Below are 20,349 nucleotides of genomic sequence, written 5' to 3'. Positions count from 1 at the left end.
CGCCCGAACATGCGCGGTCAATGGCAGCAAGGAAAGGTCATTGACATGATGAAGCGACGCCTATGTGCATCTTTCGTAGCCGCGAGCATGGTGATGGTGCCGGCTCAGCGCGCCATGGCCGACGAGGCTGCCGCGCTGATCGGTGGCGCCTTGCTGGGCGGTCTGATCGTGAACGAGGTTCACAAGAACAAGCAGCGCCAGCGGCAGGCCCAGACTCAACGCAGGACCTATCAGTCTACCGGTGTTTCCTCGGCCCAGCGCCAGCAGAACCGCGAAGTGCAGACCGCACTCAACTATTTCGGCTATAATGTCGGCAGCGTCGATGGCTCGCTGGGCCGCCGCAGCCGGGCAGGTATCTCGCATTTCCAGGCTGATATGGGCTATCCGATCGACGGGTATCTGGACGATCACGAGCGCGGGTTCCTGCTCGCCTCGCACCAGCGCGCGTTGGCCAGCGTCCATGTTGCGCCGTACAATCAGATTCTGGCCAGCCAGGGGCAGGGCGGGCTGCTGCGCACCTATCGCAATGAACAGTTGGGAATACAGACCCCGCAGGCCGTGCAACCGGTGCAGCCCCAGACCCATATGGCGGCAACGGCCCCGCAGACGTCGCAGGTGGTGACCGCGCGGGCGGCGACCGGTGCGGCCCTGCCCAATTTCGGCTTCGCCCAGACCACACCTGTTTCGATCAACGCCCATTGCAACGAGGTCAATCTGCTGACCACCTCGAATGGCGGTCCCAGCCGTCCGGGCCAGGTGCGCGAGCCGGTCTTTGCATTGAACGAACAGTTCTGCCAGGCCCGCAGTCAGGCGATGACCGAGGCAAGCCAGATCGAGGTCACGATTCCCAACATGACCGCCGTGCAGGTCGAGCAGCAATGCGATGGCCTCGCCCAGGCGATGGCGCCGCAGATGGTGGGCATCGACACCAAGGCCCCCTCCGAGGTGGTTTCCGCCACTTCGGCCTTCTTGCAGGCCTCGGGTCAGCCGATGGCCAGCCTGATTTCGGGCGGCAAGATCTGTCTGGGTGTCGGATACCGAACCGACAACGCCGAGATGGCGCTGGCCTCGGCGACGCTGTTGGCCTCGGCCGGGCAGCTTGGCTATGGCGAGGTGGTGAGCCACCAGTTGCGTCAGGGCTTTGGCGCTCCGGTCGGCATGGCACGCGCCGGTGAGTGGATGCGGCTTGCACTGAACGCGGCGCAGAGCGGGTCCGGCGTGCTGGGACAGACGCCGGAACGGGTCGCCGTGCTGACCGAGGCCTCGACTTCGGCTGCAGGGGCACCTGCGATCCCGGTCTTCTCGGCCTCGACCAGCGGCAACTGAGCCTAGCGGCCCGCCTCGGAAATCCGGCGCGCGATCAGCGCCGGAACCGGGGGCAGGTCACCCAGAACCGGCAACAGCGCCCCGGCATAGCCCGCCTGTTCCAGCGCCTGCGGCACGTCCTCGTTGGCGTGGCCACCGGCGCAGGCAAAGAAGGGCAGGCAGAGCGACATCGCGCCATGCCCGCTTGCGGCCTCGGTGATCGAGGGCGCCTCTTCGACAAATCCCACGGACAGGCGCGCCACGGGCAGATGCGCCCGAAGGTGCTCGGCAAAGCCACGGGCCACGGCACTCGGGTTGCGGCTGCGCCCCGATCCATGGGCAGCCAACACCAGCTCGCTTTCGGCCACCGGCCAGCCGCGCTGCTCCAGCTCCGTTGTCAGATGCGCGGCGATCAGGGCGGGCAGGTCGGGGTCGATGCCCAGCGGATCGAGGATCGGATTGCCCCGCGCGCCCAACCGGCGCGGCAGGGCCGAGGTGACGAACCAGCCCCGTGCCATGAAGAGGGGATAGATCGGCACCGTTTCGGGCAAGCTCTCCAGCGTGGCCTCCAGCCGGCCCGGAGCGGCCAGGGTGGCAGAATGTACGGTCAGGCCGGGGGCGGATGCAGCGACCTGTGCGGCAAAACGGGTCAGCGCGGCTTCGGCCGGGTCCGGGTCCGAGGGCTGGCCATGGGCGACGATCAGGGCGGTTGTCTCTGTCATGGTCCGAGTTGTGGGGCGCGGGACGGCGAAGTCAACCCAACTCACCCCAAGAGCATCAACCACATCCACACGGTCAGGATCGAAGCCGCGGTCGCCACCAGCACCGACGATGCGGCGACCCGTTTGGCGCGGCCATAGATATTGGCAAAGATATAGGCGTTGAACCCCGGCGCCATGGCCGCGTTCAGCACGCCTGAGCGAAACAGGTCCTGCGGCAGCGCCAGCGCCGAGCCGAACAGCCAGACCAGGCCGGGATGCAGCAGCAGCGAGATGGCGCAGATATAGGCGATCACGCGGGTGTCGCCCTCGGGCCGGTACTGTACCAGCACACCTCCCAGCGCAAACAGCGCCCCCGGCAGCGCCGCGCGGATGATCAGCGACAGCGCGTCATCTGCGATCTGGGGCAGCGAGATACCGGTGAGATTGACGACAAAGCCCAGTGCGATCCCCAGGATCAGCACGTTGCGGAACATGGCGTTCAGGACCGAGGTCACCATCTTGCGCCCGCCGCGCCCGCGATTGCGGATCACCTCCATCGTGGTGATGCCCAGCGCATAGCAAAAGGGTGAGTGGATGGCGATGATGGCATAGTTGCCGACCAGGTTCTCGGGGCCATAGGCGCGCTCGGTGATGGCCAGGCCCAAGAGGACCGAGTTGGAAAACAGGCAGCAAAAGCCGATGGCGACGCTGTCCTCCCAATCGCGGTTAAAGAGGAACCGCGCGCCCAGCAGGCCAGCGGCGAAACACAAGAACGCCGCCATGTAGAAACTGGCCAGCAGGGCCGGGTCAAAGCCCGCGTTCAGATCCAGATTGGCAATGGCGCGAAACAGCAGGCAGGGGATGGCGAAGCCCTGGGTGAACCGCATCACCCCGTCGATATGCTCAGGCTTGAAATAGCCCGCCAGCGTTGTGCCATATCCCGCGCCGATCACCAGAAAAACCGGCAGAACAACATCTATCAGCGCTTGAAACATGGTTCAGCCGGCCCCCTGTTGCGGGGCCGGGAGCATATGGCGACGCGCAGACAGAGCGACCTCAGAGCGCGTAACGGATCACCATCCCGTCATAGGCGGGGGTGATGTGATCGGGGGTTTCGGCGGCCACGGTGTCGTGGTCGAGATCGATATGCATGTTGGTCAGCACCGCCCGGCGCGGCGCGGCGCGTGCGATCCAGTCCAGTGACTTGTCCAGATGCGCATGCGTCGGGTGCGGGGTCCGGCGCAGCGCGTCCAGCACCCAGCAATCGAGATCCTGCAACTCGGCCCAGGCCTCGTCATAGATCTCGGCCACGTCCGGCAGATAGGCCAGATCGTGGATGCGAAAGCCCAGGCTGTCGATCGAACCATGGCCGACCCGGAACGGGCGAAAGTCGATCGGTCCACCGGGGCCGTCGATCTCGAACGGGCCCGAGATGGTCTTCATCTTCAGGATGGGCGGATAGGGCGAGCCATCGGGCTGCACAAAGGCATAGCCGAAGCGCGACAACAGCGCGTTCTGGGTGTCGCCATCGGCCCAGACCGGGATGCGGGCGCGCATGTTGAACACGATCATGCGCAGATCGTCGATCCCGTGCACATGATCGGCATGGGAATGGGTATAGACCACCGCGTCAAGCCGACCGGTGCCGGTATCCAGCAGCTGGCTGCGCATGTCGGGCGTGGTGTCGATCAGTACGGTTGTCACACCTGCCTCGCTTTCACGCTCGACCAGCATCGAGCAGCGGCGGCGGGTGTTGCGCGGGTTCTCGGGGTCGCAGTCGCCCCAATGCCCGCCTAGGCGCGGCACCCCCCCGGACGAGCCGCAGCCCAGGATGGTAAAGCGCAGCTCGCCGCTCATGCGGCGGCCTTGAAGCGGGCGGCCTTGGTGAACAGCCGGTCGAAATTGGCCTGCGTGCGGGCGGCGAATTCGGCGTAATCCAGCCCGAACAGCTCGGCCCCGACCCGTGCGGTATGGGCAGTGTAGGCGGGCTCGTTGCGCCGACCCCGATGCGGAGGCGGTGCCAGATAGGGGGCGTCGGTCTCGACCAGGATACGGTCGAGTGGCGCTGCGGCGAAGATATCGCGCAGATCCTGGCTTTTGGGGAATGCGGCGATGCCCGACATCGACAGGTAGAAGCCCAGATCAAGGGCGGCCCGCGCCAGCGCGGGCGAGGAGGAGAAACAGTGCATCACGCAGGAATAGGGCGCGCGCTGGTACTCCTCGGCCAGGATGCGGGCCATGTCGTCATCGGCGGCGCGGGCGTGGATGATCAGCGGCAGGCCGGTTTCCTGCGCCGCGCGGATGTGAATGCGCAGCGAGCGCTGCTGCACCTCGGCGCTGTCGGCGGTGTAGTGATAGTCGAGCCCGGTCTCGCCGATGCCGACGAATTTCGGGTGCCGGGCCAGCGCTACCAGTTCCTCGACCGTCGCCATGGGTTCCTCGGCGGCGCTCATCGGGTGGGTGCCAGCGGCATAGAAGACGGGCGCATGCGCCTCGGCGATGGCGCGCACGGCGGGTTCGTTCTTCAGCCGGGTGCAGATCGTCACCATCCGGGTGACGCCGGCCCGCGCGGCGCGGGCCACGATCTCGTACAGCTGCCCCTCGAAATCGGGGAAGTCGAGGTGGCAATGGCTGTCGGTGATCTCGGGTGTGGTGTCGGTCGTGCTCATCGGCCCCAGCTGGCGGTATCCTGCATCTTGAACACCGTATCTAGGACAAGCGCTGCGGGGTCAAGGTTCACCGCCTGCCCGTGACGGGCCCGGGCCGAGATGGTGGCCGCCACGTCGGCCCAGCGGCGGCCGCTGTCAGGGTCGGAGGCGAGGCGAGAGAGAACCTGCGCCTCTCCCATCGCGGCCTCGGGCTGGGGGGGCGTGCCGGTGGCGCCGGTACGTGCTAGTCGGGCCAAGGCAATGTCGACAAGGCCCAGCAGAAGATCGAACCGTTCGGTCGCGCCGCGCCCAGCCGCAGCCTCGGCCAGCGCCAGCGCGCGGGGGCGGTCGAGCCGGGGCATCGTGTCCAGAAGCGCGATCAACTCGGCATAGAGGGCCAGACCGTCTAGGTTCAACAGTCGCAGCGCCCGCCCGACCGAGCCCGAGGCGAGCGCGGCCAGATGCTCCGGCATCGCCTCGGTCCCGGCGCCCGCCTGTTCCAGTGCCGCCTGCATGTCGGCGGGTGACAGCGGTGTCAGGCGCAGGGTGCGACAGCGCGAGCGGATGGTCGGCAACAGGCGCGAGGGCTGGTGCGAGACCAGCAAGAGCGTCGTTCGCGCAGGCGGCTCCTCGAGCATCTTCAACAGCGCGTTGGCGGCGCTGGTGTTCATCTCGTCGGCGCTGTCCACAATCACCACGCGACGCCCGCCATCGGCCGAGCTGAGACCAAAGAAGCGGCCCAGCTTGCGGATATCCTCGACCACGATCTCGGAGCGCAAGCGCCCTTGGTCGTTGATCGAGCGGGTGATCACGGCCAGCCCGGGTTCGGCCCCGGCCTGCATCCGGCGCGCGACCGGGTGTTCGGGGTCGATGTCAAGCGACTGTGGCGGCGGGGGAGCGCCGAACAGGCCATCGTCGGACTGTGGCGGCGTGGCCAGCAGAAAGCGTGCGATGCGCCAGGCCAGCGTAGCCTTGCCCACCCCCTCGGGCCCGGTCAGCAGCCAGCCGTGATGCAGCCGGTCCGAGCCATAGGCGGAGAGAAAGGCCCGTTCCGCGGCGTCCTGGCCAAACAGGCGGGGCGTCTCGCGCGGATGCGGTGCACCGGGCGCCTGGTCCGGGGTGGGGAGGTCGTCGCTCATTGGGCTGGGTTCAGGTGGCGCAGCGCGATTTCGGTCACATCCGCCGCCACGCTGTCCATGTCGCGATTGCCGTCGACGATGCGGAACCGATGGTCATATTCCCGCGCCAGGTCGAGAAACCCGGCGCGCATGCGCTGTTGCAGCTCGGGACCGAAATCCTCGAACCGTTCCTCGCTGCCCTGTCGGCCCTTGGCGCGGCTCAGGCCGGTTTCGGGAACCATGTCGATCAGCAGCGTCAGGTCCGGCTCGCGCCCGATCATCAGCGCGTGCAACTGATCGACCAGCTGCCGCAGATCGCCGCGCGACAGGCCCTGATACATGCGGGTGCTGTCGGCGAAACGGTCGCAGATCACCACGCGGCCCGCGGCCAGCGCCGGTTCGATGGTGCGTTCCAGATGGTCGCGCCGCGCGGCGGTAAAGAGCAGGATCTCGGTTTCCGCCGACCAGCGGTCTGGATCGCCTTCAAGCACCAGACGGCGGATTTCCTCGGCCCCGGGCGAGCCGCCCGGCTCGCGCGTCAGCACCACGTCATGACCCGCCGCGCGCAGGGTTTCGGCCAGCAGCCGCGCCTGGGTGGATTTGCCCGATCCGTCGATGCCTTCGAAGGTCAGGAACAGCCCCGTGCCGCTCACATCGCCTCCGCCGGTCCGGCGTTGAGCTGGCGCAGCAGCAGGTTGGCGGCGGTCTTGATCCGCACCACAAAGCCACCCGCCGGCACCGCCTCGGCCGCAACCAGAGGGCGGCGGATTTCGGGCAGGTCGTCGGGCTTGATCACCAGCTCGGCCAGTTGCTGGCCTTTGGCAATGGGCGCGTTGATCGGACCGTCATAGACCACTTCGGCTGCGACCTTGGTGTCGGACAGAACTGGCAGCAGCAGGTTCAGATCCTCGGCCGGAACCAGTCCTACCGATTGTTTTGCTCCCATCCAGACCTCGGCGCGGGCGACCGGGTCGTCGGCGCGGGCAACGGTTTTGGTGGCAAAGTGGCGAAAGGACCAGTTCACGATCGCTTCGGCCTCCTCTGCGCGGCGGGCTTCGCTCTCGAGGCCGGTGAGCACGAAAATCACCCTGCGATCGCCCTGCCGGGCCGAGCCCACCAGACCATAGCCCGCCTCGGCGGTGTGCCCGGTCTTGAGCCCGTCTGCCCCGATATCGAGCTTGAGCAGCGGGTTGCGGTTGCGGACATTCGATGGCGCGCGGCCGTCAAAGGCGAATTCCGTTTCGGCAAACAGCGGATAATACTCGGGAAAATCGGTGATCAGCCGGTTGGCCAGCACCGCCAGATCATGCACCGACATCAGATGTCCCGCCGCCGGCCAGCCGTTGGAATTGGCGAATGTCGAGCGGGTCATGCCCAGTTGCTCGGCGCGCTTGGTCATGAAGCGGGCAAACCCGGCCTCGGTGCCATCGGGGCTGAGCGCCTCGGCGATCACCGCGCAGGCGTCGTTGCCGCTGAGCACGATGATGCCGCGCAGCAGGTCCTCGACCCGTACCCGGTCGGTGGTGTTGAGGAACATGGTCGAGCCGCCATAGCTCATTGCGTGCTGCGAGACCGGCAACCGCTCGTCCAGCGTCAGCCGTCCGTCGCGCAGCGCCTCGAAGGTGACGTAGAGCGTCATCAGCTTCGACATCGACGCAGGCGGCAGCGCCTCGTCGGCGTTCTTGTTGAGCAGGACGGTGCCGGTGCTCTGATCCAGCACATAGGCGGCGCGCGCCGAGGTGTCATAGGCCAGCGCGGGCAGGGCGGCGAGCGCCAGGCCCAGGGCCAGCAGGGCGGAGCGGATGAAAGTCGGCACTGGGATACCCTCCCGTCTTAGTTCTTCACTGCATAAGCGTCCGAAAAACCGGTGCCCTGAACCTGTTTCAGCAGCGCCGTGCGTTCGGATTTCGACTGCGCCGGGCCAACCACGACCCGCCAGAAACTCTTGCCGCTGGTGGCCTCTTGCCGGATCGTCGGCACCATGCCTGCGGCGCGCATCTGGTCGGCGGCGCGTTTGGCATTTGCCTCGACGCTGAAGATGCCGATCTGGATATAGGGCTTGTCCAGCGACGAGGTCTGCGGTTTCGGTTTGGGCGGTGCGGCGGGGGCGGGGGCTGCCGCCGGGGCCGGGCTGGGCGCGGCGGCCTCGATCGCTGCGGCGGCACCGGCAACCGGATCAAGCGTGGTTTCAGCCACCTCGGGCAGCGGTTCGACCGCGTCGGCCTCGGCCAGCGTCTCTTCGAGCGGCGGCTCCTCCTGAACTTCTTCGCGGCGCAGCGCGGTCACGTTCAGTTCCACCGGTGCACCGGCCAGCATGCCCAGCGCGGCAGCGGCATCGGACGAGGCCTGAATGCGCGGGCCGGGAATGTCGCGCTCGCGCCGGAACAGGGCGCCGATCACGAACTTGTCGTTGGTGGCGTTGCGAATGATGACACGCTCGGGTTCCTTGACGTCGGGATGCGCCACCCAGACACCACCCAGCGAGGGCCGCCCGTCCCACAGACCGGCCTCTGTCACCTGGAACACCTCGGGCGCCTCGACATCGCGTTCGACCAGTTTGGTGCTGCGGGTCTCGGCGCTGGTGGCGGCGTCCTTGTCCTTGGGTTGAAGAAAGGACAGGTTCGCACCTTCTTCGCACCCGGCAAGCAGCAACAGGCTGAGGCCCACGGCCGACAACCGGGTCAGTGGGCTGGACAATGGCGTCTTGCGGTGCATATCGATCGTTTCCTTGCCTGTATCGGGGCCTGTGCGGCCCCTTTGCCGGTTGTCCGGTCATTACGCTGCTGCGGGCGCCGCGGCCCGGTTTCGGGCGGATCATAACGCGCAGACCCGCCCTTTGAAAGCCTGCTGCACGGGCTTCGGCAAGTTTTCCCGGCTGGCCTCTTGCCTCGTCCGGGGCGAACGCATAGAGGGAATGCGACCGGGGAGGTGGCAGAGTGGTCGAATGCGGCGGTCTTGAAAACCGTTGATGGTGAGAGCCATCCCAGGGTTCGAATCCCTGTCTCCCCGCCACTTGCCCCCGCGAAATGTTTCTCCGCTTTCAGGAGTCGCCAGAATTTCTTTTTGTTTTTGAGGGTTATAGCGAATGGGCTATTCACCTCGATCTGCTGAAATAGGCCGGAAACCGTTCTCTCAGACCCAAATTCTCTGAACCTGATGACTGCATCGATTTGGTGAATTTCTTGTAAGACTATGGGATTACATAATTTTTCGAAGACTCAAGCTGAACACTTCGACCTCAGTGGCGCTCGCCGAGATGGAACAGAAATCGAATGTTCGCCAGTACTCGGAGCCGCGTTTGTGATTGCGGCATCCAAGCAAGACGGAACAGGTTCTTCACGTGAAGCTGCCGTTCGTTTTGCGATGTCCGAACTCACACTATGCGGACTTTGCGGCCTTATGCTGATGCAGCGACAATTAGAATGGTTGCTCGATCGGACCGTCTAATGACGCGCGGCGGCATAACTAAACATTTCAAGTGAGAGCAGTTTTCGTCACGTTTCTTCAGTGTTACGCTATGCAGTACCGCCCGCAATTTCGAAGGAGAGGGGCAGACCTTGGAACGCAGGCTTGCCGCCATATTTGCCGCAGACGTGGTTGGTTTCAGCCGTATGATGGCTGAGGATGAGGTGGGCACCTTCGAACGTTTGACCGCTTTGCGCCAAGACATCATAACTCGTTTGATAGAGGAAAAGAGCGGACGGGTCGTCAAGCTAGTCGGCGACGGGCTACTGGCCGAATTTGCAAGTGTCGTCGATGCTGTAGAAGCCGCAATCCAGATACAGGAGGCAGTTTCCAACAAAAACGCCACCACTGATCCCGGCGAGCAAATCGAGTTGCGGATCGGTATCAATCTGGGCGATCTGATTATCGATGGTGACGACATTTACGGAGACGGCGTCAATGTCGCCGCGCGCCTAGAGCCCCTTGCGAGGCCGGGAGGCATTTGCATCTCGCGCCAAGTATACGAAAATACGCGCGGCAAGGTCAGCAGACCATTCGAGCCTGCAGGTGTCCACCGGGTCAAAAACATACCTGAGCCTCTTGTCGTCTTCCGGATGGCGGACCCGAATGGCCAAACAGACCCGATCTGGTCTCGCTTGAATGTTCGCTTCGCTGTCACGGCGATGGCCGTGATTGCTATTCTTCCAAGCGCCGCTTTTGTTCTGCGCGAAGACCTAATGGACCTGTTCAGCGGCGCGAAGGGTGAAATGATAGCAGCAGAGGACGCGCGTCCCTCTATCATCGTTTTGCCCTTTGAAAACCTGGGTCTGCCAGAAGCGGAGCGTTACCTCGCCGATGGCCTCACGGACGACCTGATCACCGATTTCTCGAAAGTGGCGGGGTTGATGGTGATCGGCAGTAATACGGCGTTTTCCTACCGAGACCGGACAATTGACAGCAGAGCCGTTGGCCGCGAGTTGGGTGTCCGCTACGTTCTCGAAGGCAGCGTTCGAAAAGTAGGGGCACGGCTGCTGGTCAACGCACGGCTGACAGATGTGAACAGCGGGCAAACGCTTTGGGCCGAACGGTTGGAGCGAGACGAAGCCGAGATTTTCTCTATTGAAGTCAGCCTAATAAACGAGATCATCGACCAACTAGGTGTGGATGTCAGTGTTTTCGAGCGGGAGCGTATCGAGCGTCTCCCAACCACAGACCTGGAAGCATACGACTTGTTCCTCAGGGCGGAAGAGGCCGCACGCAGCGGCTTTCGGCCGAGGCTGCGCGAGGCGTTAGGTCTCTATTCGGACGCGACCGCAATCGATCCGAACTTTGCACTTGCTTTCGCATCACAGGCGCGTACCGAGGCATTGGTTATGCGCCGAAATTACGACGATGTGCTGCCGTTTCCGGTCGCTCGGAAACGCGCCTACGAACATGCCGGACGTGCCTTAGCAATTGATCCCGATGCTGCGATGCCTTTTGCCGTGTTGAGCGAACTGCAAACTGTGGATCGACGATATGAAGAAGCGATGCGCTCCGCGCGGCTTTCCGTCGAGAAGGCTCCCGGTGAAGCTTCGGCCTATCTTGCACTGAGCTTTGCGCAGACATTCTACGGGCGCCATGAAGACGCAATCGAGAATTTCGAAAAGGCGCTGCGTCTCAACCCGCTGTTGCCGGGCTATGCGCGGCAGATCGCAAGCTTGTCTTATATACTTGCAGGGCATCCACAACGGGCTGTCGAAATCCTTGAAGAAATAAAGGACAGTTCTCAAGGCATTGAGGATTACTTCAATATCCTCGCCGCCGCCTATGCAGCGGCCGACCAGATGCAGAAGGCGCAAGCAACTGCAGAAGAGGTCGCCAGATTTGCGCCGCATACTTCGGCGCAACTATACAGGGTCATTTTTGCGCATTTTCAGCGTCAGGAGGAGCTCGATCGGATCATTGGTGCAATGTTGCACGCTGGCGTGCAAGAATGGACCTTCGGTTTTCAACCTGGTGCGCGCGAAAGACTGTCTGCGGACGAAGTTGCCGCCCTTATCGATGGGAGTGTGTGGCAGGGAAATTTCGAAGGTCGCGGCCCTGGCTTGATGCAGATATCAGACAACGGAAGCGTGGCGATGCGAACATCTACTATGTTTATTACTGGATCGGCCTATGTAAAGGACGACACCTTATGCATCCAACAACCTGGTCTCGCACTTGGCCGCCCGGCTTGTGGCCCGATCTACAAACAAGCCGAAGAACCATCTGGGGCGGCCCTCCCCTATAGTTACGTCAACGCTCATATTCTGTTTCACTTCGGCCCGGGCGGGTGATCCGCAACCACGGTGCGCGTCAGTTGGAGTAATCCTTAGTCGCCAGCGGCTTGGTGCTTTCCCAGTTCGCATCCGCCTTGGCGAGCACCGCTTCCCCCTCTGGATGGTCGAGCATTTCTGCACCGGTTGGGTCCGATATGAAGTAAAGCTTACCATCTATGATCCGCCACGAATTTACGGGGTCGATGTTTTCGGACGCATTGGCTCCAAGCCCGACACCCAAAGCGCAATATCCACCGTATTGCGGCGCGTATTTGGCTGGGTCAGACTTGAAGAGGTCGCGATTCTTGGCGCTATTGAAGTGCCATGGCGTGCCGAGCCACTCATAAGCGAAGTCACTTGATCCTTTAACGGCACGGTTTTCCGTGAAATAGGCAACGGTGTCATAGCCCTTGATCGCAACGTCGCCGAAGGGTCCAGTATTGATGGGCTCATCGGCCAGCGCGGCAATACTCATGCCTACTAAAAACAGGCCACTCATCAGAAGTCGAAAGCTCATATTTTGACCTTCCCGTATGTGCCTGCCTCCATGCACAGACGACGAAATTCCGGACCGAAGGCGTCTTGCGGGGGGCATGTGGCTCCGTTTTGCTTGAGCAGACCCACGATATCATAATGCTTACGGAACATCGTTCGGATCAGAACTGAAAAGCCATCGTTGTCGAGGGTCACGATGTCCGCATTATGATCGAGCAAAAGCTTTATCATCTCGATATGGCCCTCATCAGCCGCCATGAAGATGGGTGATTTTTCGGCCCTATTGATGCGCCCATTCACATCTGCCCCACTGGCAAGAAGCAGTCGCGCTGTCTCAACATGTCCGCTAAAGGCTGCTGCATGAAGTGCTGTGAAGCCGCTGCGGTTTCGCGCCATCACGTCAGCCCCTGCCTTGATGAGAGCCGCTACCGTATCGGTGTGCCCCTCTAATGATGCGGCTATCAAAGGCGTAGCCTTGTTCGGCCCGCGCTCATCGACCGAGGCACCGCTTTCCAACAGAGCCTTAACTGTCAGAGCATCTCCCTGTTTTGCGGCGTCGAACAACGGACCCGCTTGAGCGGGCCCAAAAATCAAAAATAACATGCCAAGGATGGCACCAATCCACCGCATGGATCCAACTCCTCAGACTGAACAGTACAATGAGCCGCACTTGCGCGCAACGACGGGTTATTTGCTGCGGTGCATATCACGAGGTCGGCCATGTGGGTTGCTGCACCTGCGAACACCAGCGTTGCTTGGCTTCAGGAATGGGCTCGCTCCAGCCATTCGCCGCACCGTTCACGAACGACTGCTTCAAGCGATATGCCCAAAGTACTCCGGCTGAGCGCTCCAATCCCCCGGGAATGGCTCCAGCACCTGGGCCAGCGTCGCCTCTGGCCCCTGCTTCCCGTCCAAGATCGCGTCGACAATGTCGGGCGCGAGCAGAGTGAGCCGCATTACCCGGGTCATATAGGACGGCGCGATTCCCTCACGCTCGGCCAGCTCGGCGATGGTGGCGAACTCACCCGACTCCAGCATTCGCTTCCAGCGGAACGCGCGCGCAAGAGCCTTGACCAGCGTGTTGTCGGTTCGGCGCGGCTGGGCAGAGCCGTCTGGCAGCTGCATCTCCTTCCGCCCGCCGCGCTTCACGACGCGGAACGGGACATGGATGGTGACTGTGTCGGGGATGGGCGTGGCGCGGATCATGCGACTGCACCTACATCGGCGGTGATTTCGCGCGCCAGTGCCGCCAGCCCGTCTATGCGCAGGCGGACCTTGAGACCGCTGCTGCCGATCTCGACCCGTTCGACCGATAGGGCCACAATGCGCGCCTGCTCGGCTGGGAACAGTTCGTCCCACAGCGGGTCGAGTTGCTGCAGGGCGCTGCGAGCGTCGGCCTCGCTGATGTCGTTGGCGTGGGCGCGCGCGGCTTTCCATGTGCCCGCAACGATCTCTGGCTGTCGGAACACGGCGCGCAGCTGGTCTATGACGGCCGCCTCGATCTCGCCAGCGGGCACGCGGCCGACCGGACACGACCCGGCGCCATGTTTCAGCACCGTCTGGCTGACATAGTATCGGTAGAGCCTGGCGCCCTTGCGGGTGTGGGTCGGCGAGAATGCCGCGCCGTCGGGTCCGAACAGCAGGCCCTTCAGCAGCGCGGGCGTCTCGGCGCGGGTGCGGGCGGCGCGCTTGCGGGGGCTCTCCTGCAGGATGGCGTGGACGCGGACCCAAATCTCGGGATCGATGATGGCGTCGTGCTCGCCGGGATAGCTGTCGCCCTTGTGGACCGCCTCGCCGATGTAGGCGCGGTTGTTCAGCATCCGGTATAGGTACTTCTTGTCGATCCGGTTGCCCTTGGGCGTGCGGATACCGCGCTTCGCGACCTCGCGCGCCAGTTCCGTGCCCGAGCCGATCTCGAGGAACCGGTCGAAGATCCAGCGAACATGCGCCGCGTGCTCGTCGTCGACCACCAGCTTCCGGTTCTCGACGCAATAGCCGTAGGGCGGCACGCCGCCCATCCACATGCCCTTCTTGCGGCTGGCGGCGACCTTGTCGCGAATGCGCTCGGCCGTGACCTCGCGTTCGAACTGGGCGAAGCTGAGCAGGATGTTCAGCGTCAGCCGCCCCATCGATGTGGTCGTATTGAAGGACTGGGTCACCGAAACGAAGGTGACCCCATTCCTGTCGAACACCTCGACAAGCTTTGCGAAATCCGCCAGCGAGCGGCTGAGGCGGTCGATCTTGTAGACCACGACCACGTCGACGAGCCCATCCTCGATATCTTCCATCAGACGCTTGATACCGGGCCGCTCCAGCGTGCCGCCGGAAATGCCCCCGTCGTCGTATTGATCGCGGACCAGCACCCAGCCCTCGGAGCGCTGGCTCGCGATATAGGCCTCGCAGGCCTCTCGTTGGGCGTGGAGCGAATTGAACTCTTGCTCGAGCCCTTCCTCGGAGGATTTGCGCGTGTAGATTGCGCAGCGCAGTTTCCGGATAATCGGCTTGGTCATGCGCCCCTCCGGTGGTTTTTCAGGCCAAAGAAGACCCAGCCGTTCCAGCGGGTGCCGGTGATGGCGCGGGCGATGGCGGACAGCGACTTGTAGGGCCGCCCCTGCCATTCGAAGCCGTCAGCGGTGACAGTTGCCACATACTCGACGCCCTGCCACTCGCGGATCAGTCGAGTGCCTGTGATCGGTATCAAGTCCGCGCGCATCCTGCTCTTCTTGCGATCACCGCCGTCGAGCTCCTCCCCGAGGCGTTCCAACCGCCGAACGGTCTCAGGCTTCAACCCGCCATAGGTCAGTTCCTGGATGCGATAGGCCAGGCGGCTCTCGAGGTAGCGCCGGTTGAACGGCGGCGGTTCGCTGTCGAACAGGTCGCGCCATTGCGCCTTCAACTCGGATGTTTTTGCCGTCTTCAGGGCGGCCAGGCGCGCGGGGATGGGATCGTGATTAGTCATGCGGTTCTCCGGTTCTCGGTGGTTGCATGACCGCTCTGGTCGGCTGAGTTGTGTAGCGAAATGTCTCCGATACCTGCAGATTGTCCGCTTGACTGCCGGACGTGCAACCGGACCAGGCCCAACGCCAAGATGCGGCACAGCTCGGCGCGGCGTTCGGTTGGCGTCATCCGGTCGGGCGGCAGTGGGTTTGACCCCAGTCGCGATGTGTTGATCGTGTTTCGCATGGGAAAACGCTATCGAAACGTTCGCCGTTAACAATACAAAACAAGAGCTTAACGTAACCCAGCGCAGTCCTGCGGTATCATTAGAATTGCGAGCAGAAAATCGCCGTACACGCGGCTTCTGACGGTTTGGAACGGACGCAAATCGCGCTACAATTCTGAAAGAGGCGCGCTTGGTCGTCAGAAATCAGCCGAGCCGCCGGTAGTGTGACGGGAAAAGGCAGATGATAACGAAACTGTTGAACCGCCGTACGTTGCTGGCCACTTTCGGTGCCGGCCTGGTGACCGCAGCTTCCGGTTTACTTGTGCCCGCCACGGCGAAAGGTCTGGCCCCCACGACATCGATGCGGGGTGGGTCCAACAATTACCGTCCCGGCGCTCCGATCGTGGAGCGGATCGGAGGTGGCGGTTTCTGGATGTCGGGAACGGTGCGTCGCGCCGGTGACGGGATGCCGCTCGCCGGACAGCGGATCCAGATCTGGGCACACACGACCGAGGGCCACGAGCGCGACTGGCATAGCCATGGCGCCACCCTGACGGATGCAAACGGCGTGTTTCGTCTGGAGATGCCGCAGATCGTACCAGCATTCGGACAACCTCATGGCCATCTCGCCTATGACAGCGGCGACTACGAGACGGTTTTCCTTCGCCCTGTCATGCGGAGCGCGAAGGATATCAGCCTGGAGGCGCATTTCGTGCTTCAGCCGGTCTGATCTGGGGGCAGGCAAGCGGATGAGCCGCGCACGAAACAACATGACCTGGGCGGGGCTTGCCTTTGTTATTGCCTTGCCGATGGCATTGGCTGCAACCAGCCCGCTTCTCGCCTGGCGCCAGCCGATCTACATTGCGGCCGGCTTTGCTGGTATTGCCGCGATGGCCTTGATGTTGGTTCAGCCGCTCCTCGCGGCGGGGTATCTGCCAGGCCTGTCGATGATGCGGGGTCGGCGCATCCACCAATGGATCGGGGGGCTTCTTGTCGCGACTGTTGCGTTCCACGTGGTTGGGCTCTGGATCACCAGCCCACCAGACATGGTTGACGCTCTGCTGTTCCGGTCGCCGACGCCGTTTTCAGCGTGGGGCGTCATTGCGATGTGGGCGCTGATGGCCGCGGCACTGGTGGCGGTGCTCCGGCGCCGGTTGCGCCTGCGGCCGCGCATCTGGCGTATGTGTCATACGTCGCTTGTCCTGCTGGTCGTGGTGTCGACGGTGATCCACGCCGTGCAGATCGAGGGAACAATGGAACCGTTATCGAAACTGATGCTATGCGCGCTGGTTCTGGCGGCGGCGCTAAAAGCCGTGGCAAGCCTTGGGGTCTGGTCGAAACGCTCATTACCCCGATGAGATTTCTTCCCGGGCATCATCTGCCTTGGCCTCGGGCGAAGCCGTTCACCTACCTGCTTGCAACGTCATGGGACGGGAGTTCCCCCGATATCTCCAGGATCAGCTTCCGCCGAATGGACTCGGCCAGATCGGCTTCGCTGGTTGCGGTCACGACAAAGGCGCCAAGGCCGCCGATGATCTGCTCCTCATAAATGGCGCCGAGGTCCGGGTAGCGGGCCGGCGTGTCGCAGAACCTGCAAAGGATGGGCAACCCGTTGATCGTGATCCCGGCCGCGACCACCGCGTCGCGTGCAGACTGAATGGAGGGCCCGGAAAAGCTGTTGGGGCTGTCGCCCGAGAAATCGATGACCTTGCGCCATCCGTCGAACGCGTTTTGTTCGATCAGCCGCTTTCCATCGAGCAGGGCCGTACCGATTGCATTGCGGCCATAAGCCTGTCTCGGCGGTGCAATCAACGCGTCCGCAAATGCCTGTGCACTTTCGGGACCATCAATCCTGGTCCAATCGACAACAACCGCAGTGTTTGCCGCCCATTCAACATAGGTCACGGCGATTGCGCCGTAAGCGGTGTTGCCGATAGCGGAAAGAACGCGTGGATCGGTCAACGCCTCGGCATATCCCTGCCTCTGAAACCGGATTTCTTCCTCTGAGATCGATCCGGAGGCATCGGCCAGCAAAACCAGTTCAAGGTCGACGTCTTGTGCAGCGACCGGGACCGCAAAAAGGAAGGTCAACAGGCAGGAAAAGACACGCATTTTGGAAGGGTATCACAACTATGAACCCGAGCCACCAGTAACGGGCTTGTACGTAGCCTCAGCTTCCCGCCCTTCAAATCTCCCGCGCGAACCACCTGATCCGCCCGACGATGTGAACTTCCTCGGAGGACCGCTCATAAGGGCTGTAGAGCCGATTGTCGGAGATGATCCGCACTGCCGGCGGATCGCTGCTCGGCACATGTTCGAGCCGCTTGGCCACGAGCCCCACACCGTCGTCCAGCACGAAGATGCCGGGCGGGTTTGGCGTCCGCCGGGTCAGGTCGACCAGCACGGTATCGCCATCGCGCAGCGTCGGTTCCATGCTGTCGCCCTCGACATGCATCATCCGCAGCTGCGACGGGCTGGCCTTGAGGCTCTCCTTGATCCAGGAGCGCCGGAAATGATAGGCGCGACCACTGTCTTCCTGGAACTCGTCGACAACCGCGCCGCCCCCCATGGACGGGCGGGCACCGGCATGGGCGATGGCCACGAATGCCTGGTCAGGGTTTTCGATGAAGGGAGAGACACCTTCCACTTCACCGATCCCAAGCAGCAGCCAGTCGAGATCGACGCTCAGCAGTTCGGAGATTGTCGCGAGTTTTTCCCGGCTGGGATGCGCCGAACGCCCGCGCAGGATGTCGTAGACGAAGGATCGGTTCACGCCGGCCTTCTCGGCGAGATGCGCCGGGGTGATGTCCAATTGCCGCGCCCGGGCACGCAGACGATCGGCGAGAGTATGATGTGCGGTCATGCTGTCCCCAGCAGTCTGTGGATAATATTAGGACAAAATAGGATTGCCTCGACTCTGTCAAGAAGATAGGAACAAAAGGCAAACAAAAGTGCCGCGATTGGAATCTGAATGGGGCTTATCCGGAAGGCATATTACACACTCGACGAACTCGTCGAGATCTGGCGATTCCCCGAAGCGGATCTCCGCTATGTCGTGGAGAACGATCTGCTCGGGCTCTCGTTCCGCCTCGTCGGCTCCTGGGTGGAGGTGGGCGAGTATGAGTCCACCGACGAGGGGCACTGGTTCTCGATACCACATGAACACCTCCGCTATGACGGGCTCGTGGATCTCCACAAGCGCGATGCGATCGCGCTCTTGCGGGATGGTCGGGTAGAGGTTGCGCATTTCGTAATTCGCCCCGACGGCTATGCATCTCTGCTGCGCGATGAGGAATTCGTGGTGGTGAACCGGGTCGATGTGCTGATCCGCTCCGAGGAACGGCACCGCTTCGAAGCCGAGGTGATGCCGTCTCTGATGGCTCCGGTAGAAACTCCTAAGCTATTCGAAAACTTCACCTATCAAGGCCGAACCTATCGCTTCACTCCGACCCAGGCCAGGGTTCTGGCATTTCTTTTCGAAGCGGGTCAGTCCGGCAAGCCATGGCAGCGCGGAAAGGTGGCTCTGACCGCCGCTGGATCGAGTTCATTGAAAATGGGCGATCTGTTCAAGCGCCAACCGGAATGGCGCGATATCGTCGAGCATGACGGCCGCGGCAGTTATCGCTTGGAGCCGGCTCTCTTGCACCGACAGGCGGCCTGAGCGCACCGCCTTTCTGAAGCCTGTCCCATTTATCTTTGCCCGCCGAGGAGGCGGGCTTTTTGATTCGTGGTGCGGCAGGTTTTGACCATTCGGGTGTGTGCTGCAGGGCAGACGTAAAGGGCGACGCCGGGGGGACACGGGGGCGACGCGTCTCCTCTTCAGGCCGACACGCATTGTTTTTGCCAGAGAAAAGAAATCGCGTTTGTCTGCCACGTGTCCGCCGACGTCCTACCCTGTCCTGATGCAGTCTCTTCTCAGCATAACGAGAGGAGATATCGATGCCGCAGAAGCATTGTCTGAACCAGAAGGAGCTGGCCCGGCGCTGGGGAATTTCTCACCGCACTTTGGAACGCTGGCGCTACACCGGCCTGGGACCGGCCTTCCTGAAGCTCGGCGGTCGTGTGCTGTACCGGCTGCCGGATATCGAGGCCTTCGAGCAGAGCCAGCTCCAGCGCGCCGTCGCGATCAGCAAGGCCGTCGCTCGAGTGGAGCAGGCGCCGCGGCGTCTGACCGCCGATCCGGCCAGAGCGACCGGTCCTGCCGATCCGTTCCATCGGGTCGCGCGGGCATGCTGATGGTAACCCCGAGCCATATCGGGCGACCCGTGTCCGAACCACGCCTCAGCGACATCGCCTTCTGTGCCTGGATCAGCCAGGCAGGCCCCGGGGAATGCCTCGAGTATCACCGGGGCTTTCTCGGCATCGACGTCACACCCGTGATCTCGCTGCTGCCGGAGACAGAGCGTCGTAGCCTCTGTGATCTCGCGCAAATGGCGCTGCGGGCCTTCGAGGCCGGTCTTGTCCACCTGGTGCAGGTGCGCCTCGGCCCGGATCGGTTCGCCTATCTCGCCATCGCCCGCCGGCGGTCCCGCAGCGCGGAGGCGTCGCTGTCGCGGTTGCTTCTGCCGGACCCGGAGGCTGCGTGATGTCCACTTTTCAATCCCTGTTTGCCACCCCTGGAGACTCGTACATGCCCTTTCCCGAGAATGCCCCTACGGCGGACGATCTCTTGTCACTGAGTTCGACCGAGATAGCTGACCTTCCGGTCGAATTGCTCGCGGTGCTGCAGCGAGAGATCGACGAGCAACTGAAGGCTGTAAAGACGGCCAAGACCCGGTTCGACAGCGCTCTGACCGTCCGCTACGCCGCCCGCGCAGCCGCGGAACGGCAGGCTTTGACGAAGGACACAGGCACTGTCCGCTTCGATGATGGAGATTTCACCATCGTCGCGGATCTGCCGAAGCGGGTCGAATGGGATCAGGATCGCCTCGCCGCCATGGTCGAGCGTATTCGCGCCGCCGGGGATGACCCGACCGAATATGTCGACATCAGCTTCAAGGTGCCCGAGCGAAAATACACTGCCTGGCCGGATGCGATCCGTACCGGGTTCGAGCCCGCGCGTACCGTGAAGGTCGGTGCACTCAAGGTCACGATCGAGCCGAGTGAGGCCGCGAAATGACCGCGCCTGCTCCCATTCCATCGAGTGTTCCGGATCTCCCCGGACTGATTGACCGG

23 protein-coding genes and 1 tRNA gene are annotated in these 20,349 nt (G+C 62.9%); 9 read left to right on the top strand and 15 right to left on the bottom strand.

The features are described from left to right. The first annotated feature begins 45 nt into the window (after nucleotides 1-45). The gene (locus tag AC2FLM_RS03495) at nucleotides 46-1,326 is read left to right on the top strand and encodes a peptidoglycan-binding domain-containing protein (RefSeq protein WP_496855613.1); all 1,281 of its coding nucleotides are present in this window, start codon (nucleotides 46-48) and stop codon (nucleotides 1,324-1,326) included. Between the two features lie 2 nt (nucleotides 1,327-1,328). Here AC2FLM_RS03495 and AC2FLM_RS03490 read toward each other — a convergent pair whose 3' ends face one another. The 8 genes from AC2FLM_RS03490 to AC2FLM_RS03455 form a co-directional block, all read right to left on the bottom strand. Next, nucleotides 1,329-2,027 carry a CbiX/SirB N-terminal domain-containing protein gene (locus tag AC2FLM_RS03490; RefSeq protein ID WP_496855611.1) on the bottom strand — a complete coding sequence of 233 codons (699 nt, stop codon included), beginning with the start codon at nucleotides 2,025-2,027 and terminating at the stop codon, nucleotides 1,329-1,331. Between the two features lie 41 nt (nucleotides 2,028-2,068). Next, nucleotides 2,069-3,001 carry an AEC family transporter gene (locus AC2FLM_RS03485; protein ID WP_496855609.1) on the bottom strand — a complete coding sequence of 311 codons (933 nt, stop codon included), beginning with the start codon at nucleotides 2,999-3,001 and terminating at the stop codon, nucleotides 2,069-2,071. 61 nt (nucleotides 3,002-3,062) lie between these two features. Next, nucleotides 3,063-3,863, bottom strand: coding sequence for an MBL fold metallo-hydrolase (locus AC2FLM_RS03480; RefSeq protein ID WP_496855607.1), 801 nt, complete (start codon nucleotides 3,861-3,863; stop codon nucleotides 3,063-3,065). Beyond that, nucleotides 3,860-4,675 carry a TatD family hydrolase gene (locus AC2FLM_RS03475; RefSeq protein ID WP_496855605.1) on the bottom strand — a complete coding sequence of 272 codons (816 nt, stop codon included), beginning with the start codon at nucleotides 4,673-4,675 and terminating at the stop codon, nucleotides 3,860-3,862. Before AC2FLM_RS03475 ends, AC2FLM_RS03480 begins: the two co-directional genes overlap by 4 nt. Further along, on the bottom strand, nucleotides 4,672-5,793 hold the full coding sequence (locus tag AC2FLM_RS03470) for a DNA polymerase III subunit delta' (RefSeq protein ID WP_496855603.1): 1,122 nt from the start codon (nucleotides 5,791-5,793) through the stop codon (nucleotides 4,672-4,674). The genes AC2FLM_RS03475 and AC2FLM_RS03470 overlap by 4 nt, the downstream gene beginning before the upstream one ends. Then, nucleotides 5,790-6,425, bottom strand: a complete 636-nt coding sequence (gene tmk, locus AC2FLM_RS03465; RefSeq protein WP_496855601.1) for a dTMP kinase — start codon at nucleotides 6,423-6,425, stop codon at nucleotides 5,790-5,792. Before tmk ends, AC2FLM_RS03470 begins: the two co-directional genes overlap by 4 nt. Continuing rightward, the gene (locus AC2FLM_RS03460) at nucleotides 6,422-7,588 is read right to left on the bottom strand and encodes a D-alanyl-D-alanine carboxypeptidase family protein (protein WP_496855599.1); all 1,167 of its coding nucleotides are present in this window, start codon (nucleotides 7,586-7,588) and stop codon (nucleotides 6,422-6,424) included. The genes tmk and AC2FLM_RS03460 overlap by 4 nt, the downstream gene beginning before the upstream one ends. Nucleotides 7,589-7,605: 17 nt before the next feature. Beyond that, nucleotides 7,606-8,487: an SPOR domain-containing protein gene (locus tag AC2FLM_RS03455; protein WP_234169480.1), complete on the bottom strand. Its 882-nt coding sequence runs from the start codon at nucleotides 8,485-8,487 to the stop codon at nucleotides 7,606-7,608. Between the two features lie 207 nt (nucleotides 8,488-8,694). Here AC2FLM_RS03455 and AC2FLM_RS03450 point away from each other — a divergent pair. Together AC2FLM_RS03450 and AC2FLM_RS03445 are read left to right on the top strand one after the other, a co-directional pair. Continuing rightward, a tRNA-Ser gene (locus AC2FLM_RS03450) sits at nucleotides 8,695-8,784 on the top strand. Between the two features lie 545 nt (nucleotides 8,785-9,329). After that, a complete protein-coding gene (locus AC2FLM_RS03445; protein ID WP_093037787.1) occupies nucleotides 9,330-11,534 on the top strand; it encodes an adenylate/guanylate cyclase domain-containing protein in 2,205 nt (734 codons plus the stop codon). A 19-nt stretch (nucleotides 11,535-11,553) separates the two neighbouring features. Here AC2FLM_RS03445 and AC2FLM_RS03440 read toward each other — a convergent pair whose 3' ends face one another. The 5 genes from AC2FLM_RS03440 to AC2FLM_RS03420 form a co-directional block, all read right to left on the bottom strand. Then, the gene (locus AC2FLM_RS03440) at nucleotides 11,554-12,033 is read right to left on the bottom strand and encodes a YHS domain-containing (seleno)protein (protein WP_176828217.1); all 480 of its coding nucleotides are present in this window, start codon (nucleotides 12,031-12,033) and stop codon (nucleotides 11,554-11,556) included. Then, a complete protein-coding gene (locus AC2FLM_RS03435) occupies nucleotides 12,030-12,641 on the bottom strand; it encodes an ankyrin repeat domain-containing protein (RefSeq protein WP_496855596.1) in 612 nt (203 codons plus the stop codon). The genes AC2FLM_RS03440 and AC2FLM_RS03435 overlap by 4 nt, the downstream gene beginning before the upstream one ends. Nucleotides 12,642-12,824: 183 nt before the next feature. Further along, nucleotides 12,825-13,217, bottom strand: coding sequence for a hypothetical protein (locus tag AC2FLM_RS03430; protein ID WP_496855594.1), 393 nt, complete (start codon nucleotides 13,215-13,217; stop codon nucleotides 12,825-12,827). Further along, a complete protein-coding gene (locus AC2FLM_RS03425; RefSeq protein ID WP_496855592.1) occupies nucleotides 13,214-14,521 on the bottom strand; it encodes a recombinase family protein in 1,308 nt (435 codons plus the stop codon). The genes AC2FLM_RS03430 and AC2FLM_RS03425 overlap by 4 nt, the downstream gene beginning before the upstream one ends. Continuing rightward, complete coding sequence (locus AC2FLM_RS03420; RefSeq protein ID WP_496855590.1) at nucleotides 14,518-14,970, bottom strand: DUF2924 domain-containing protein; 453 nt, start codon at nucleotides 14,968-14,970, stop codon at nucleotides 14,518-14,520. Before AC2FLM_RS03420 ends, AC2FLM_RS03425 begins: the two co-directional genes overlap by 4 nt. 445 nt (nucleotides 14,971-15,415) lie before the next feature. On the opposite strand from AC2FLM_RS03420, the gene AC2FLM_RS03415 reads away from it, so the two are divergent. Together AC2FLM_RS03415 and AC2FLM_RS03410 are read left to right on the top strand one after the other, a co-directional pair. Next, nucleotides 15,416-15,904, top strand: a complete 489-nt coding sequence (locus AC2FLM_RS03415; protein ID WP_496855588.1) for a peptidase associated/transthyretin-like domain-containing protein — start codon at nucleotides 15,416-15,418, stop codon at nucleotides 15,902-15,904. Nucleotides 15,905-15,923: 19 nt separating this feature from the next. Continuing rightward, entirely contained in the window at nucleotides 15,924-16,532 is a 609-nt protein-coding gene (locus tag AC2FLM_RS03410) for a ferric reductase-like transmembrane domain-containing protein (protein WP_496855586.1), read from the top strand. A 49-nt stretch (nucleotides 16,533-16,581) separates the two neighbouring features. On the opposite strand, the gene AC2FLM_RS03405 is transcribed toward AC2FLM_RS03410, so the two are convergent. Then, nucleotides 16,582-17,286 carry a DUF1194 domain-containing protein gene (locus AC2FLM_RS03405; RefSeq protein ID WP_496855584.1) on the bottom strand — a complete coding sequence of 235 codons (705 nt, stop codon included), beginning with the start codon at nucleotides 17,284-17,286 and terminating at the stop codon, nucleotides 16,582-16,584. 73 nt (nucleotides 17,287-17,359) lie between these two features. Next, entirely contained in the window at nucleotides 17,360-18,037 is a 678-nt protein-coding gene (locus AC2FLM_RS03400) for an XRE family transcriptional regulator (protein WP_496855582.1), read from the bottom strand. 108 nt (nucleotides 18,038-18,145) lie between these two features. Here AC2FLM_RS03400 and AC2FLM_RS03395 point away from each other — a divergent pair, with 108 nt between their 5' ends. The 4 genes from AC2FLM_RS03395 (at nucleotide 18,146) to AC2FLM_RS03380 (ending at nucleotide 20,293) form a co-directional block, all read left to right on the top strand. Beyond that, the gene (locus AC2FLM_RS03395) at nucleotides 18,146-18,835 is read left to right on the top strand and encodes a hypothetical protein (RefSeq protein WP_496855580.1); all 690 of its coding nucleotides are present in this window, start codon (nucleotides 18,146-18,148) and stop codon (nucleotides 18,833-18,835) included. 278 nt (nucleotides 18,836-19,113) lie between these two features. Beyond that, nucleotides 19,114-19,410: a helix-turn-helix transcriptional regulator gene (locus AC2FLM_RS03390; RefSeq protein ID WP_496855578.1), complete on the top strand. Its 297-nt coding sequence runs from the start codon at nucleotides 19,114-19,116 to the stop codon at nucleotides 19,408-19,410. Then, nucleotides 19,404-19,760: a hypothetical protein gene (locus tag AC2FLM_RS03385; protein ID WP_496855576.1), complete on the top strand. Its 357-nt coding sequence runs from the start codon at nucleotides 19,404-19,406 to the stop codon at nucleotides 19,758-19,760. Before AC2FLM_RS03390 ends, AC2FLM_RS03385 begins: the two co-directional genes overlap by 7 nt. A gap of 44 nt (nucleotides 19,761-19,804) precedes the next feature. Continuing rightward, on the top strand, nucleotides 19,805-20,293 hold the full coding sequence (locus AC2FLM_RS03380) for a hypothetical protein (protein WP_496855574.1): 489 nt from the start codon (nucleotides 19,805-19,807) through the stop codon (nucleotides 20,291-20,293). Nucleotides 20,294-20,349 lie beyond the last annotated feature (56 nt).

The sequence above is a fragment of the Ruegeria sp. SAZD011 genome (assembly GCF_059612545.1).
Note: the sequence above shows the minus strand (reverse complement) of the source record. Positions and strands in the feature narration are given on the sequence as shown.

What these genes read in the sequence shown, in the direction of transcription:
- AC2FLM_RS03440 (WP_176828217.1), bottom strand. Translation starts at nt 12,033, where the DNA reads ATGAGCTTTCGACTTCTGATGAGTGGCCTGTTTTTAGTAGGCATGAGT.
- AC2FLM_RS03385 (WP_496855576.1), top strand. Translation starts at nt 19,404, where the DNA reads ATGCTGATGGTAACCCCGAGCCATATCGGGCGACCCGTGTCCGAACCA.
- AC2FLM_RS03390 (WP_496855578.1), top strand. Translation starts at nt 19,114, where the DNA reads ATGCCGCAGAAGCATTGTCTGAACCAGAAGGAGCTGGCCCGGCGCTGG.
- AC2FLM_RS03470 (WP_496855603.1), bottom strand. Translation starts at nt 5,793, where the DNA reads ATGAGCGACGACCTCCCCACCCCGGACCAGGCGCCCGGTGCACCGCAT.
- AC2FLM_RS03435 (WP_496855596.1), bottom strand. Translation starts at nt 12,641, where the DNA reads ATGCGGTGGATTGGTGCCATCCTTGGCATGTTATTTTTGATTTTTGGG.
- AC2FLM_RS03475 (WP_496855605.1), bottom strand. Translation starts at nt 4,675, where the DNA reads ATGAGCACGACCGACACCACACCCGAGATCACCGACAGCCATTGCCAC.
- AC2FLM_RS03415 (WP_496855588.1), top strand. Translation starts at nt 15,416, where the DNA reads ATGATAACGAAACTGTTGAACCGCCGTACGTTGCTGGCCACTTTCGGT.
- AC2FLM_RS03400 (WP_496855582.1), bottom strand. Translation starts at nt 18,037, where the DNA reads ATGACCGCACATCATACTCTCGCCGATCGTCTGCGTGCCCGGGCGCGG.
- AC2FLM_RS03425 (WP_496855592.1), bottom strand. Translation starts at nt 14,521, where the DNA reads ATGACCAAGCCGATTATCCGGAAACTGCGCTGCGCAATCTACACGCGC.
- AC2FLM_RS03480 (WP_496855607.1), bottom strand. Translation starts at nt 3,863, where the DNA reads ATGAGCGGCGAGCTGCGCTTTACCATCCTGGGCTGCGGCTCGTCCGGG.
- AC2FLM_RS03420 (WP_496855590.1), bottom strand. Translation starts at nt 14,970, where the DNA reads ATGACTAATCACGATCCCATCCCCGCGCGCCTGGCCGCCCTGAAGACG.
- AC2FLM_RS03495 (WP_496855613.1), top strand. Translation starts at nt 46, where the DNA reads ATGATGAAGCGACGCCTATGTGCATCTTTCGTAGCCGCGAGCATGGTG.
- AC2FLM_RS03410 (WP_496855586.1), top strand. Translation starts at nt 15,924, where the DNA reads ATGAGCCGCGCACGAAACAACATGACCTGGGCGGGGCTTGCCTTTGTT.
- AC2FLM_RS03395 (WP_496855580.1), top strand. Translation starts at nt 18,146, where the DNA reads ATGGGGCTTATCCGGAAGGCATATTACACACTCGACGAACTCGTCGAG.
- AC2FLM_RS03405 (WP_496855584.1), bottom strand. Translation starts at nt 17,286, where the DNA reads ATGCGTGTCTTTTCCTGCCTGTTGACCTTCCTTTTTGCGGTCCCGGTC.
- AC2FLM_RS03490 (WP_496855611.1), bottom strand. Translation starts at nt 2,027, where the DNA reads ATGACAGAGACAACCGCCCTGATCGTCGCCCATGGCCAGCCCTCGGAC.
- AC2FLM_RS03380 (WP_496855574.1), top strand. Translation starts at nt 19,805, where the DNA reads ATGCCCTTTCCCGAGAATGCCCCTACGGCGGACGATCTCTTGTCACTG.
- AC2FLM_RS03430 (WP_496855594.1), bottom strand. Translation starts at nt 13,217, where the DNA reads ATGATCCGCGCCACGCCCATCCCCGACACAGTCACCATCCATGTCCCG.
- AC2FLM_RS03485 (WP_496855609.1), bottom strand. Translation starts at nt 3,001, where the DNA reads ATGTTTCAAGCGCTGATAGATGTTGTTCTGCCGGTTTTTCTGGTGATC.
- AC2FLM_RS03455 (WP_234169480.1), bottom strand. Translation starts at nt 8,487, where the DNA reads ATGCACCGCAAGACGCCATTGTCCAGCCCACTGACCCGGTTGTCGGCC.